Source organism: Paenibacillus sacheonensis (genome assembly GCF_009909195.1).
GTDB classification, from domain to species: domain Bacteria; phylum Bacillota; class Bacilli; order Paenibacillales; family Paenibacillaceae; genus Paenibacillus_Z; species Paenibacillus_Z sacheonensis.
The window spans coordinates 448332-461725 of the sequence record NZ_JAAAMU010000005.1; the positions used below are offsets into that span (position 1 = coordinate 448332).

Here is a 13394-nt window from a genome sequence, read left to right on the forward strand (position 1 = left end):
GGCTTGTAGAGGTCTTGGCGATTGGGCATATGCCCGCACGAAATGAAGGCGGTTAAAGGCCGATTACTGTTTGGACGCAAGCAACCGGATTTGTTCCGCGGCGGTTTTGGCGGCCGCGGACACTTCGAACCGGCGGCCGTTCGCGTCGTACCGGCGGTCCAGCGCTTCATAGGAAGCGAAGAAGGCTTCGGCGGCGTCAGCTGCGAGCCGCGCTTCTTCCGGGCGGGACGCGGCTCGCAGGTTCTGCGCGAGCCGGGCCATCGTAGTGACCGCTTCCGTCTGCTTCGCCCGGTCGAAGCGGTCACGGTCCAGCGCGCGGCGCATCCAGCCTGCGGCGCCGCGGACATCTTCGCGCTCGGCGGCTTCCCGGCCGAGCGCCCACAGCAGCGGCACGGACTGCGGCTCCCAGCGCAGTCCGGCCGCGAGCAGCGCCGCCCGTTCCGGCGGCGGCGCTTGCACGGCCAGCTCGATGCGAATCCGGCTCCAGTACGGATTCGCATCGAGCGCCGCGCGGAGCGCGGCCGTGCGCGCGGCGCCGGAGACGGCAGCGGCCGTCTCCCGGTGCTGCACGGCAGCGGCGAGCCGCCAGCCGAGCACGGCGGCGGCGGCGAAGCAAAGGGCGGCCGAGGCCAGCGCCCCGGCCCGAACGCCCGCGGCAATCCGGCCGCGGATGACCTCGCGGCCAACCCCTCCTCCCTCGCGCAGCGCTCCCCCGCTCGAATAATACACAATCCAGCTTAGGAGCAGTAGCCAATCATAACCGAAGGATAGATCAAAATCGATCAGCGCGTGCATCAACAGCACGCCGATCGGGAGCAGCCCCATACGTTCGCGAATCCACACGGCCCGCAGGATAATGACGATGACGGCAATACCGGCTATCAGACCGACCGCGCCCAAGTCCAGCAACAGCTCCAGGATGCCGCTGTGCACTTCGTTGCCGACATAGGGCTGAGACTGCACGCTCGTAAATAAATTCGGCCAGGCGTCGCCGCCTCGGCCAAGCAGCGGCGCCTCGCGGACCAGCTTCCACGCGTCGCGGTAGAACAACCTCCTTGCGCCGGCAGTCGAATAAGCATCGCCGCCGAATCCTCCAAGACGACCGAAGATCGTTTCCGGAAGCAAGGCTACTGACACAAGGGCAGCGGCGCTTCCGCAAGCCCAAGCTATTCCCTTAAGCCGGCCTTTCCCGCTCCTATCCATCAGCATGCGGATCCCCAGAAATCCAAGCGGCGCGGCACAGATGATCAACAGCAGCAGCAGCCATTCCTGAGCGTTCGCCCCGCCGCCGGTGCCATCATGCCTGCCGCGCAGTCCGGCACCGACCACGGCCCTGTAAGCGGCGCTGCCGCATACCAGCGTCCAGCCGCCGTAGAGCGCCCAGGCGCAGCGCTCCTTGCCTCGCAACATCGCGAAGCCCGTCAGCCACGCAATAGCCGCGGCCAGCCATGCGCCTCTGGACTCTGTCAGCAGACACACCAGCAGATAAGGTACGGCGCCGATCGAGGCCAACATGAGGCGCTTGTATGTATCCGCGCGCAGCAGAAGAAGCCCCGACCACACGAGATAAGCGGCGGCAACCGCACCCAGGAAGTTCGGATACTGCACGAAGCCCGCCAGCCGCGCACCGACTGCGGACAATCTCCCATCCTCGGTCGTCATGATCATAGACGGAAAGGACAGCGCACCCATCCATCCCGCTAAGGCGCAGCCAGCTACCGCCATCCCCGATGCCTGCAGCGCGGCCGACAATCCTGCGCGTTTCTCCGGCGAACCAAAGAACAGCTGCAAAAGCAGCGCAAACGCCGCATACGTGAAATACCGCAGCGCCTGCTTCAGGCTGCCCAGCACGGATACCGGGTCATGCAGCAGCGTGGACCCATATAGGAGCGCAGCCATCAGCGAGCCAATTACGGCCGGATGCAGCATCCCCCTCATTCGGCTCTCTTCCCGACGGCGTCGATTATGAAGGAGTACCACGCCGACCGCAGATAGCGCACCGATGCAGATCGCCCACTCCCATTTATAAAACGACTCGTCAAAAAACATGCCGCGGCGATAAGCCGCTCCCATCATCATCATTGCCGTCATGCATGAACCAGTGCCCAGCACGTACTTCTTCCGCATTTCAGTAACCATCCCTCGGTTAACCTGATATTCTCGTTCTTACACCCATCCGGCAAAAGCAGCACCGCGGGTGTGCCTCTTGCGCCTACGAGCCAAATTTCAACCCATGTAGCACATGAGGTGCATGTCTCTCGATACCGCGGCGCTGCTTCCGGCCAAAGGTTCAAAAAAGGAAGACGCCGCCGGTTCTCCGGTCGGGCGTCTTCCTTCATATCTTATGGACTCCATAAAAGTAGATTCATCATGATGTTTATTAGGATGTTTATTAGGGCTTCAACCTGTTTTCAGCATGTTTTCATTGCATGCCGCCCGTTTCGACCAGCTCTCTATCGCTTCGCATTGAGCTGCTTATGCCGAAAATAAGCGCCAACCTGCTCGCGGATGAGAAATGCACGCAAAGCGCGGCGCTGCTGTTCATTCAGTTCCAGGAATCGGGCGCCAAACGTCTCCCTTTGCGCGTTCTCGTCCCGGCGGATGATTTCCAGCTGGCAATGAAAGGCCGTTTCCAGTTCAAGCGAGACATCGATGATCTGTCCGATGTGAAGACGCGGTCCGAATGCCAGTTGAAAAGCGACACCGGAGTTACTGAGATTGCGCGTCACCAGCTCGAAGTCCTCTTCCGCTTCGAACGTAAGCAGCTCGTCCCGTACCGAGACCTCGCGCGACTGCTTATACTTCAGCGTTCCGCGCACGGCAGCGTCCACCCGCGGAGATTCGCGCCTTTCTTCCAGTCCGACGAGCGAGCGTTCCGGGAAGAGCACGGCAAGTGCGCCGCTAGCCTTGGCAATGACCGAGGAACGCAGCCGATGAATGCCGACCGGCGTGTACAGCGTCAAGTTGACCGGGTCGCCGAGTTCGAACTGTTTGAACTCCGTCAGCTCGATTTCCATCATGTCGCCTTCCGCATGCGTCAGTATGCCGGTAGATACATACCCGTCCTTCTCGACGACCGTACGGCTGTGAAGCAGGGATTTAATCGAGAATTTCGCCTTATCGCTGCCGTACAACTCATGGGCCCTAGTCTTGGTTCCTCCTGCCATTCTCCGATTCCTCCTTCATAAATGAAAAAAAGCGCTTCCCAATCACTGGAGCCGCTTCTCGAACCCAGGCCAAAGCCGGGGCACATTTCGGCAGCCAGGCTGTCAGTTATCCGTCGTAACGGACCTTAGACCCTTTGGCTTTGCGTCCTTGCCTTTCGGCAAGTTTGCCAGTATCGATGTCTATGAAGTTGTGGATGACGGTCGGATTGGACGACTTACACTTCTTTGACGATCATTAGGCTTTGTTCGTCTTTCAGATCGATTTGATAGGCCGGCGAAGGAGGCGTTCCGTCTCGTTCCCGGATGATGCGCACGATCGGCCGATGGACGGCGAGCGGATTGTTGAGCGCTACGACGGCGATCTGCCCGGTATTCAGCAGTACCGTTGTCGATACGGGATAAATCGAGATATGCCTGCAAAAAACTTTGATCATGTCCAAATCGAAGTACGTGTTGCCCGCCGCAAACAGGAACTCGATCGCTTCCGAGGGCGTGAATCGCTTTCGATGCGGTCTCGTGGAGGTCAACGCGTCGTATACGTCGGCGATGCTGACGATCTGCGCGTACTCATGAATCTCGTCTCGCTGCAGCCGCCGCGGATAACCGGAGCCGTTATAGCGTTCGTGATGCTGAAGCGCGCAGTGGGCCGAGAGGAGCGAAATATCGTGCTGCGCACGGATAATGTTGAAACCTTCTTCCGTGTGCCTCTCCATCTGCGCTCGTTCGTCCTTCGTGTAGACGCCGGACTTCTGAAGCAGCTCCTTCGGAATTCGGGTCATGCCGACGTCGAACAGCAGCGCGCCCATTCCGAGTTCTTCCAGTTGATTTCGATTATACCCTTTGGCGAGCCCCATGATACCTGCTAGAATAGCGACGTTGAGCGAATGATGGAACAAATAGCTGTCGGCGACATGAATGTTCGTCAAGTTGACCATCAACTCTTCTCGGCCGACAAGATCCTGCAGAATATCTCCGAATACCTTTCGAAAGGTTCTTCCGAGCTCCGGCGCGATCGTCCGGCCCTTCATGACCGGCTGATCCCGAAGGGTGCTCATCGTTTTGTAAATGGCATCCGACGCCCGCTTCCTCGTGTCGTCCTGGATGGCCGATGTCGGCTCCAAGCCCTCCGTCAGCGGGTCGTCGACGAACAGCACATCAATGCCGAGCCCCATCAATCTGTCGATGAATCGTTGATTCAGCTCAACGCCCGCACCGAGCAATACGTTTCCATTTTCCTGTAAAATAGGGCGGGCAAGCTTTTCTCCCGGAGCAACGGAGTGGATGTTAGTTTTTCTCATGGATGTTCTCCCGCCTTTGTCGCGTGCTCATTGATTCATGCCTGCAGCGCTGCCGGTTCGGAATCTTGCATCTTGCACATATATTTGTCCGCATACATGTTTTTATCGGCCGTATAGGTCAATTGGCTTAGGTCTTTTCCTTGATCCGGAAAAACCGCATAACCGATCGATACCGATAATCGAAGCCCGATTCGTCTGGAAATGCCAAGCAGCTGTTCGTGAATTCGCTTCGTGATCCGTTCAATTCCTTTGTCGTCGGCATAGGGACAAATCAAGATAAACTCGTCTCCGCCCCACCTGCCTACGAACTCGCCGCGCTCGGAGCAGGACCTCAGCGTATCTGCGATCAAGGCGAGTGCCGTATCGCCTTGATGGTGGCCGAAGCGGTCGTTTACTTCTTTGAAATCGTTGACGTCCAGCATGATTACCGTCATGCGCTTGCGTCTGCGGGCCGCCTTCCGAAGCAGCTTCTTGAACGTCGCTTCGATGAATCGCCGGTTGTAGGCGCCCGTGAGGCTGTCGGTCGTTGCCTCGAACCGCAAGCGATCGTAGCTGCGGCCAGCAAGCCAAGCCCCCGGGAACGCGGCTGCCGCCAAGGCGGCGAGTCCTAGCTGGACGGGTAGCAGCAAATGTCCTTGACTGGATGCCATATAGCACAGGCCTGCTGCGGCCGCTGTCATTCCCAATGCCGAGGCAGATGCAAGTATTCGTCCGTTCGTTGACAATTCGCTGATCCCCTTTCCAATCAATGATTAACGACTCGGTTCCGTCCGTTATGCTTGGCCCGGTACAGCGCCGTATCGATTTTGGTGAACAAGTCCCTGAGGTATGACTTGACGTCGGCAATCTGAATGTCGGTCTGTTCTTCGACAACATGCATGCCCATGCTGATCGTCACGGATATCGGTGCTCGGCCGCGCCCCGCCGGAATCTCGTTGGATTCCACTACTTCGCGGATGCGCTGCGCCAGCATCTCGGCTTGCTCCTTGGACGTATGCGGCAAATACACGGTAAACTCTTCGCCGCCGTATCTGGCCAGGATATCGGTACGCCGGAGAGCCCCGCGCACCGCCTCCGCCGTGCGCTTGATGACCTCGTCCCCGACAAGATGCCCATAGTTGTCGTTCACGTGCTTGAACAAATCGATATCGAACAAAAGAATCGCAAACGGAATCCTGTACCGCAAATTCGTCTGCACCTCGTGCTCGAGCTGCTGCATCAGAAACCGGCGGTTAAAGCACCCGGTCAAGCTGTCGGTCACCGCCATCTGTTCGAGCTTGCGGTTGGCCTGAAACAGCTCGTCCTGCATGTAGATCAACGCCCGGTTTCGTTCTTGAAGCGAGTTGTTCTGCTCCTGAGACTTCAAAACATGCGATTTCAGCTCCGTGATATCCTGCAGCGTAATGACTCTGCCCTTCAAGCTGCCGCCGATTAGGATCGGGGCCGTATGAAGCGATAGATATTGCTTCGGTTCATTCGGCAATTCGATGGCCAGCTCCGTATGCAAACGCTTGGAAGCATGCCCGCGGAATTCGAGCAAGAATGCTTCTCCCGCTTCCGGTTGAAGCGCATGCGCACTCAGAATCGCCGTCAAATTTATAGGTTTCCAAAGCGCGATCCCGAGCTTGGGGCATACGTTTCGGTTCACCTCGATCACGACATCGTGCTCGTCCAGAACGATAATGCCGACCGACAGCGTGTCCACGACATCCTGCTGGGCGATTCGGACAAGATCGAATGAACGGTGCTTCTGCAGCGAGGTCAAGAAGAAAATATCCGACAACAGGATGCCGAAGGACGTAATGCCCGGGATGACCGGAAGCCATGGATCCAGGATAACGTTGACGGTCAAATCGACGACCGGAAGCGCAAACACAATGATGATGCCGGCAAGCGCATTCACTAGCCGAGCCTTGTCCGTTCGGTCCGACAGCAGGCGGGCCTTGCGCCATAGGAGCTGAACCGAATAAACGAAGTAAGTAATCAGAAGCAGGATCATGCTCCAAAAAACAGGTCCGTACACGCGTTCCTCGTAGCTGCCATGAACCGGAGCAACGAATGCATGCGACGGATTCCAAATCATGGCGGCCGATAACAGAATCGACGGCGCGAGCAGCAACAGCACGGTGCTGCGGTTTGGCTTGTAATACGAGCCGCTCACGAGGAATTTGGCGAATAGCAGCCACCCGAAACCGAGCATCGATAAACCGACAAAGGATAGAGTAATATAGGCAATCTGTAGGTGTGGTTGTTCTGTCGTGTGGACGCCGATCTGGCCGACCGGCCAAATCATCATGAAGAAGTGGAAGAACAGATAGACTTTATATTGCGCAGAGATAACGTGCTTGATAAATACATAGATGAAGATGGCGAACAAGCTTGCCAGCAAGCCCAAATCTATACCCGTCATAAGTCCCATGTGCTCCACCCAAATCACTAGAAAGTTGTCTATGAAAAAAGACCTGGGACAATCTGTCATTTGCTCTTCCATTCTAACACACTGTTCAGATATTCGACAACAATTGTTGTTATCTTATTTAACATCCCCCGCGGCTTTCTTAAGCCGTTGTTCGAGTGCCCGTTCCAAGTACGGCGACACCTGCAGCATATCCCGGAAAGCTGCGTATTCCTGCCATTTGCGCGCGGCATCGCCGCCTCCCGCCGTTCGGACGGCGCGGATGAGCATGTTCTTCGGTGTATGCTCCGGGTCGATGAATTCCAGCAGCTGCGTGCGGTAACCGAGCACCTCCAGCAGCTGTGCGCGGATGGCGTCCGTCGCGAGCGCGGAGAAGCGCTCCTTCAAGAGCCCATGCGACAGCAGGGGCTTCATGGTCTCGTTCGTAATTTGTTTGAAGAGTTCATGCTGGCAGCAGGGCACGGATAGAATGACCGACGCCCCCCATTCGATCGCTTTGACCAGCGCGGCATCCGTCGCCGTATCGCAGGCATGAAGCGTTACGACCATATCGACGCGGGATTGGTCCTTGTAATCCGCGATATCCCCGACTTGAAAACGAAGATTGTCGTAACCGAGCTTCTTCGCGAGCTCCGAGCAGAAAGCGATCACGTCGGCCTTCAAGTCCAGGCCGACGACGGAAATGCGCCTGCCCTGCTGCACGGCGAGCAGATGATAAAGCGCGAAGGTCAAATAGGATTTGCCGCAGCCGAAATCGACGATCGTGATTTCGCGGTCTGCCGGCAGATGCGGAAGCACGTCTGCGACCATCTCGAGAAATCGGTTGATTTGGCGAAACTTGTCCTGCTTCTTCGCGGCGACCTGGCCGTCCTTCGTCATAATGCCGAGCTCCACGAGGAACGGCGCCGCTTCCCCCTCCTGCACGACGCGCTGCTTCTGCCGGTTATGGGCGAGCGTCTCGTTCTTGCCGGCAGCGGACTGCGCCGCCGGCTTGCTGAGCACTGCGGCCTTGCCTTTCTTGGAGAAGAGCACCTGTACGTCTGCATCGTCGGTCCGGATAAGCGCCTGACGATAGTTCGAAGCGAGCCACTCCGTCATGCGATCCGCCGCCTGCTCCCGCGGAACGTTCTCGTGCGTGACTTTATTATCGCGATAATATTGAAATTGATAGTGGAGCGCGCCTCTGAGCTCGACGGGCCGGATGACCGTCTTGGACGGAACATCGCCGTCTTTGCGGCGAAGCTGACTGAATGTCGCTCCCTTCAGCCGTCCTTCCGATACCCACTGCTCCATGTCTATCTGCCATTGTTCCTTGCCGCTGTCCATCTTCTGTCCTCCAGCTCCTAAACCGCTTGAATAATCGCCGTTCATTCATTCCCGATCCTGTTTGACTCGCTCCAGCCCCTCGATGACTTCATCCCGGGGCAATCCCCCCGCCTCGAGCGACTCGTCCGGCAGAAGCAGCAGCCTGCGGTAAAATTCTTCTGCTTCCTCGCGCGGAATCATGCCGTCCTCGAGCAGCTCGTGAAGGATGTTCTCGGCCTCGTCATACCGCTTGTCGCCTTCATGCCATTCCCACATCAGAAGCTTCGTCGCGCGGGGCAGCTCGTAGCCGTCCAGCTGCTGCGCCAGGTCCGCCGCTTCTTCCGACGGCGTCCGCAGCATGGCCGGCGCGTCGAGCAGCGCAAGCCGCATGAACAGGTGAAAGGCCTTCAATTGGATGGGATAGCCTTGCTCCGTTCGGCCGAGCTCGTTCAGGATCGACGCTTCTTCTTTCATTAATAACGCGACGCCGCTCAAATTCGCCGTTTCGACGACTCCGTTCGTCGTCATCATCCGCACGAGGTCAGCATCCGACAGCTGTCGAATCAGCTTGCCGTTCATCCGGAATTGCCGGTCCAATAAATCATCGATGACAAGGAGCGCCTCTTCGTTCTTCCGCTGCTGCCGCAAACCCATGATGACACCCGCGGCTTCCCCCATCTGCTCGATCATGCGCATGAAAAAATCCCGTTGAAACACCACCGACGTCCCTCCCCATGTTGCATCCCATGCCGTTCAAAGCGCTGACCGTCCACGCCTATAGACTGTTCCGTGCAGTGAAATGTTCGATATCCGACGATTTAGGCTGCCGTTCCGTTCAAAAAAGCGAGAATTTCCGCGGCAAGCCGCTGCGGCGCTTCCACCATGCTCATATGTCCGCAGCCTTCCAGCAGCGACTGCGTAACCTGCGGGCCGTCCGTCGTAAACGTGTTTGCCGGCGGTATGACGCCGTCCTCCGAACCCGCGACCAGCAGACGCGGCACGCTCAACCCATCGAGCACGCTCGTGCGGTCGGGCCGCGCCTTCATGCCGAGCGCGGTCGCAGCCGCGCCTTCCGCATCCGTCCCAAGGCCAACTTCGATGATGCGCTTCACTTCGTCCGCCATCGATTCGCGGTGGGCGGGAGCGAAGAGCTTCGGAACCAAGCCTTCTACGAAGGATGCGATGCCGTCCGCCCGCAGCGTTCCGGCCGCTTTGTCCCGGTTGGCTTTCGCTTCTTCGCCGTCCGGCTTAGCCGTAGAATGCACGAGGCCGAAAGACGCCAGCCGATCAGGATGCTTCTCCGCGAAAGCTAAGGAGACGTATCCGCCAAGCGAATGGCCGATCAGGCGAATCTTGCCGACGTTCAAGTGCTCCAGCAGCTGCGCGAGATCAGAAGCGAACGCCTCCATCTCGTAGACGGGCGCCTGCGGCGCCGAGCTGCGGCCATGTCCGCGCAAGTCGGGAACGATTACCCGGCCGGCGGTCTCCAACTGCGGCACTACTTTCTCCCAGTAAGAAGAGCTTCCGCAGAAGCCGTGGAGCAATACGATAACGCTGCCTGCCCCCTCTGCACCTCCGGCTCCCGAGTCGTAATATGCGATCGTTTGTCCGTCTGACAGCTTATGCGTCAGGTTAGCCATGGAACGTTGATCCGTTGTCATGAAATTCCCATCCTCTCGTATCTGGAATGCCTGCTCCGCGGCAGGCGAATATCGACTGTCATTCCAACTGCAGTGCTTTCACTTCAGGCAGGCCCCATGCCGCTTGCACGGCGTTCGCGAGCGCACGGGCCATGCCCAGCACTTCTTGCAGCGACGCGTGTTGAATCGTCCAATACGGCTTCACGCTCTTCGGTCCCACGATGCCGGCGATGCTGTAATGTCCAGCCGGAGATAACCGCTTCCCGATCGCGTGTCCCGGGTAGAGCGGCCCCTCGCTGACGATATAGCTCGGATCCTGCCCCTTCATACCCAAAGCGGCATCGACCGCAATCGTCAGGAACGTATCCGGAATCGCTGCTTTCAACGTTTCGTACCGATCGGCATCGCATGGATGCGCAAGCGTTCCGATGATATGGTTCCAGCCCGATTGCGCCAAGAGCGTACCGACGAGCGGTCCGAACGAATCGCCGGTCGAGCAGTCCGTTCCAATGCATAGAAAAGCGACGCGGTTGCGGTCCGGCTGCGCCGCGGCAGCATGCCGAAGCAGCTCCTCCACGCCGCCGAGCGCGACGGTCTCTCTGAACACGGGATCTTCCGTGCGCCCTCTGCGGGCTTTGGCCCGGTTTCCCATGGGTTCCGCTTCCTCCTCGTTCCGACTGTCCCCATTGTACCGAATTCGGACGGGCGCATCAAATTAGCGGGCAGCGGGGAAACGCAGGATACAAAGAGGGGAATGCCGATTTACCTGTTATCGGGGAAGCCGTCCGCCTTCGCAGTGGCGAGCGCCGCCCCAGCATGCTACAATACGTTCAGTCCGTACAGTGGGAGGAGAGATACAGTGCGAAACTTGGAAGAAGCGAACGTGGAGAACGTCGCTTTCATGATCGACACCATCAAAAACAAGCTGCGCATGGCATCGGGAGCCGCCATGCAGGCGACCAACTTTAGTTTGGAAAAATACGAGGACCTGCGCGACGTCTACGAAATCGTGGCCGGCAAAGATAAGTTCAGCATCAGCGAGGTCGAAGCGATCGTGTCCGAACTGGGCCAGCTGCGCGAGAAATAGAGTTGTCCGAGTTACAATTACTACCAGTTTCCGACATAGTATGACATTCAAAAAACCGGACGCTCGCTGCGCCCGGTTTTTGTTTTTTCCACTATTTTACTAAATAGCCAAATGTGTATGTCTATCTCCTTGGCGCTTAGTTCTCTTCGTCTTCTTCATCCGGCTGCTGGGATTGCCCGCCTGAGGCGGAGATCGACAGCTTGACGGCTACCGTCTTGTTCTCGCCTTTGAGGAAATAAGCGAGGCGCTCCAGCTTCTCGGCCAGTTCCGGTCCGCTGAGCGTCACGTTCAGCTCGTAGCCGAACTGATCTTCCGGTACGGAGCGGCCGGTCGCCGCGTACGGCGCGGACGAATAGGCTTCCGCGGCATTGCGCGAAGCGAGGAGCTGCTCCGGCGAAAATTTATCGGATTTGTTCACGACGCGCTCGTAAATACGGAGCTTCTTCAGCAGCATGTAATATTGAGCGGAATGCTTGAAACCCCACGCGTCCCGGATATCTTTGAGCGTGTAGTCCATCTTCCACTGCTTGAGTTTCTCCACTTGTTCGTCGGTCGATAGGGCAAGAAAGTCATCGATCGGTAAGATTGGCTGCGGCATTGATTAGGTCCCCCCGGATCTGAAAAATACACTTCTGCAATTTATTTTCGCCACAACCTCCAAATTCCCTTTTTTTAATATAAAAATATTCCAGTTATTTTGCCATGTTCGCATAATTTTATGCACAAAAATAAAAAAAGGCCGTTCGAAGCCGCTTGGCTTCGAAACAACCTTGAATCGCAACATTATTTCTCGTCGAGTCCGAGCGACGTCAGGAACCTTGCAAATGCCGCTTGGCCCTCCTCCGTCCTCTTGTAGACGCCGGCATCCTTCAGCACGTCGAGGAATTTGCTTCCGACCTCGCCCTGCAGCAGCGCTTGCGCTTGTTCGGCCGATAGCCGGGTGCCATGCTCCGCGATCATCGATTCGATCCAGCCGGCATGCTTGCCAAGTGAGCCGCCGCGAAGGGAGGCCGCGTCGACCGCCGTCTCGCCCGTCAGCAGCGCCGCGATCTCCTCGAGCTCGGTTTTGAGGCGGCCAGGCAGAACGGCCAATCCCATAACTTCGATCAAGCCGATGTTTTCTTTCTTGATATGGTGCAGATGTGCATGCGGATGGAAGATACCGTCCGGATGCTCCTCGCTCGTGCGGTTATTCCGAAGCACGAGGTCCAGCTCGTATTCGCCGTTGTCGCGCAGGCGGGCAATCGGCGTGATCGTGTTATGCGGCACCCGCTCCCGGTCCTTGTCCGTGAAGGCGAAAATACCGGCCGCCGGATCGCTGTAGGCCCGCCAGGCATCGAGGATTTCCCCGGCAGCCTTCAATACCTTCGCTTTGTCGTTGCCGTTCACGCGCACGACGCTCATCGGCCATGCGACGATGCTGAACGTCAATCCGCTGTCGGACGCCTGGACGAACGACTTCTCGGCAGCTGCCGTCTCCATCGGAAACACATGGCGTCCCGCCTGAAAGTGGTCATGGTTCAGAATGGAGCCGCCGACGATCGGCAAATCCGCGTTGGAACCGATGAAATAGTGCGGGAACGCGTCGACGAAATCGAGCAGCCGCGCGAAGGTGTCATGCGTAATTCTCATCGGCACATGCTTGCCGTGGAACACGATGCTGTGCTCGTTGTAGTACACGTAAGGCGAGTATTGGAAGTACCACGCTTCGCCGAGCAGCGTAAGCGGCACGACGCGCAGGTTCTGACGGCCGGGATGATCCGCGCGTCCGGCGTAGCCGACGTTATCCGCGCAAAGCAGGCATTTGGGATAATTGCTCGGCGCCATCGTCTTCAGCAGCGCGATTTCCTTCGGATCCTTCTCCGGTTTGGAGAGGTTGACCGTGATCTCGAGAGGGCCGTACTCCGTCGGCTGCTCCCAATATTGGTTCTTCGCGATGCGGTCCATGCGGATGTAGTTGGAATCGATACTGAGACGATAGAAGTCGTCCGTCGCCTTCATGATCCCTTCGCGCTCCGCCGTGCGGCGGAAATTCGCGGCGGCTTCGGCCGGACGCGGCATGAGCATGCCCATAATGCGCGCGTCCAGCAGATCCCGGTACGTCGTCGTATTATCCGGAATCAGGCCGATGGAAGCGCCGTAATCCAGCAGCGGCTCTAGCAGCGATACCGGGCTTTCCAGCCGCTCTTCCGGCACCTCTCCGGCATAAGCTTCGGTCATGCCGAACAAGTCGATCAGGGCGTTGCGCGAGTAGTACACATCCAGCGGCGGCTCGATCATGCCGCGCTGCGCCGCGAATTGCACTAATCGTTCGATGAGTAAAAGCACGTCGTTCGTGCCGGGTATTGTCTGTTGTTCCGTCATCTTAAAATCTCCTTCTTGCTGCGGATGCGCTATCGCTTCCGCAGTCGCTGCTTCCGAAGCGGATTCTCCTGCAAAAAATCCTAATCCTTGTCTCGACTCGATGCTATCTCGGAACTG

12 protein-coding genes and 1 riboswitch are annotated in these 13394 nt (G+C 57.8%); of the genes, 1 reads left to right on the top strand and 11 read right to left on the bottom strand.

The window, feature by feature from the left end; all coding sequences use genetic code 11:
* Nucleotides 1-63 precede the first annotated feature (63 nt).
* From GT003_RS12700 to GT003_RS12740, 9 genes are all read right to left on the bottom strand, one after another.
* The gene (locus tag GT003_RS12700) at nt 64-2127 is read right to left on the bottom strand and encodes an O-antigen ligase family protein (RefSeq protein WP_161698084.1); all 2064 of its coding nucleotides are present in this window, start codon (nt 2125-2127) and stop codon (nt 64-66) included.
* Nucleotides 2128-2453: 326 nt separating this feature from the next.
* Nucleotides 2454-3167: a PilZ domain-containing protein gene (locus GT003_RS12705; RefSeq protein ID WP_161698086.1), complete on the bottom strand. Its 714-nt coding sequence runs from the start codon at nt 3165-3167 to the stop codon at nt 2454-2456.
* 86 nt (nt 3168-3253) lie between these two features.
* Nucleotides 3254-3346: riboswitch (cyclic di-GMP riboswitch) on the bottom strand.
* A 36-nt stretch (nt 3347-3382) separates the two neighbouring features.
* Nucleotides 3383-4465, bottom strand: coding sequence for an HD-GYP domain-containing protein (locus GT003_RS12710; protein WP_161698088.1), 1083 nt, complete (start codon nt 4463-4465; stop codon nt 3383-3385).
* Between the two features lie 35 nt (nt 4466-4500).
* Entirely contained in the window at nt 4501-5115 is a 615-nt protein-coding gene (locus tag GT003_RS12715; protein ID WP_161698090.1) for a GGDEF domain-containing protein, read from the bottom strand.
* 95 nt (nt 5116-5210) lie between these two features.
* Nucleotides 5211-6875, bottom strand: coding sequence for a histidine kinase N-terminal 7TM domain-containing diguanylate cyclase (locus GT003_RS12720; RefSeq protein ID WP_161698092.1), 1665 nt, complete (start codon nt 6873-6875; stop codon nt 5211-5213).
* Between the two features lie 123 nt (nt 6876-6998).
* Entirely contained in the window at nt 6999-8207 is a 1209-nt protein-coding gene (locus GT003_RS12725) for a class I SAM-dependent methyltransferase (RefSeq protein WP_420831466.1), read from the bottom strand.
* 45 nt (nt 8208-8252) lie between these two features.
* Nucleotides 8253-8906, bottom strand: a complete 654-nt coding sequence (locus GT003_RS12730) for a DUF6483 family protein (RefSeq protein ID WP_161698094.1) — start codon at nt 8904-8906, stop codon at nt 8253-8255.
* Nucleotides 8907-9004: 98 nt separating this feature from the next.
* Nucleotides 9005-9847, bottom strand: a complete 843-nt coding sequence (locus GT003_RS12735) for an alpha/beta fold hydrolase (RefSeq protein ID WP_239565972.1) — start codon at nt 9845-9847, stop codon at nt 9005-9007.
* Nucleotides 9848-9905: 58 nt separating this feature from the next.
* On the bottom strand, nt 9906-10478 hold the full coding sequence (locus GT003_RS12740) for a DUF1256 domain-containing protein (protein ID WP_161698096.1): 573 nt from the start codon (nt 10476-10478) through the stop codon (nt 9906-9908).
* Nucleotides 10479-10685: 207 nt separating this feature from the next.
* Between GT003_RS12740 and GT003_RS32485 the strand changes: the two genes are divergently transcribed.
* Entirely contained in the window at nt 10686-10913 is a 228-nt protein-coding gene (locus GT003_RS32485; RefSeq protein ID WP_338045984.1) for a DUF1128 domain-containing protein, read from the top strand.
* Nucleotides 10914-11049: 136 nt separating this feature from the next.
* Here the strand turns inward: GT003_RS32485 and GT003_RS12750 are convergent, their stop codons facing one another.
* Entirely contained in the window at nt 11050-11511 is a 462-nt protein-coding gene (locus GT003_RS12750) for a hypothetical protein (RefSeq protein ID WP_161698100.1), read from the bottom strand.
* Nucleotides 11512-11696: 185 nt separating this feature from the next.
* The gene (locus GT003_RS12755) at nt 11697-13277 is read right to left on the bottom strand and encodes a UDP-glucose--hexose-1-phosphate uridylyltransferase (RefSeq protein WP_161698102.1); all 1581 of its coding nucleotides are present in this window, start codon (nt 13275-13277) and stop codon (nt 11697-11699) included.
* Nucleotides 13278-13394 lie beyond the last annotated feature (117 nt).

Bases quoted from the DNA above. Each gene is read 5' to 3' on its own strand.
- GT003_RS12700 (WP_161698084.1), bottom strand. From the start codon at position 2,127: ATGCGGAAGAAGTACGTGCTGGGCACTGGTTCATGCATGACGGCAATG.
- GT003_RS12705 (WP_161698086.1), bottom strand. From the start codon at position 3,167: ATGGCAGGAGGAACCAAGACTAGGGCCCATGAGTTGTACGGCAGCGAT.
- GT003_RS12710 (WP_161698088.1), bottom strand. From the start codon at position 4,465: ATGAGAAAAACTAACATCCACTCCGTTGCTCCGGGAGAAAAGCTTGCC.
- GT003_RS12715 (WP_161698090.1), bottom strand. From the start codon at position 5,115: ATGGCATCCAGTCAAGGACATTTGCTGCTACCCGTCCAGCTAGGACTC.
- GT003_RS12720 (WP_161698092.1), bottom strand. From the start codon at position 6,875: ATGACGGGTATAGATTTGGGCTTGCTGGCAAGCTTGTTCGCCATCTTC.
- GT003_RS12725 (WP_420831466.1), bottom strand. From the start codon at position 8,207: ATGGACAGCGGCAAGGAACAATGGCAGATAGACATGGAGCAGTGGGTA.
- GT003_RS12735 (WP_239565972.1), bottom strand. From the start codon at position 9,847: ATGACAACGGATCAACGTTCCATGGCTAACCTGACGCATAAGCTGTCA.
- GT003_RS12740 (WP_161698096.1), bottom strand. From the start codon at position 10,478: ATGGGAAACCGGGCCAAAGCCCGCAGAGGGCGCACGGAAGATCCCGTG.
- GT003_RS12750 (WP_161698100.1), bottom strand. From the start codon at position 11,511: ATGCCGCAGCCAATCTTACCGATCGATGACTTTCTTGCCCTATCGACC.
- GT003_RS12755 (WP_161698102.1), bottom strand. From the start codon at position 13,277: ATGACGGAACAACAGACAATACCCGGCACGAACGACGTGCTTTTACTC.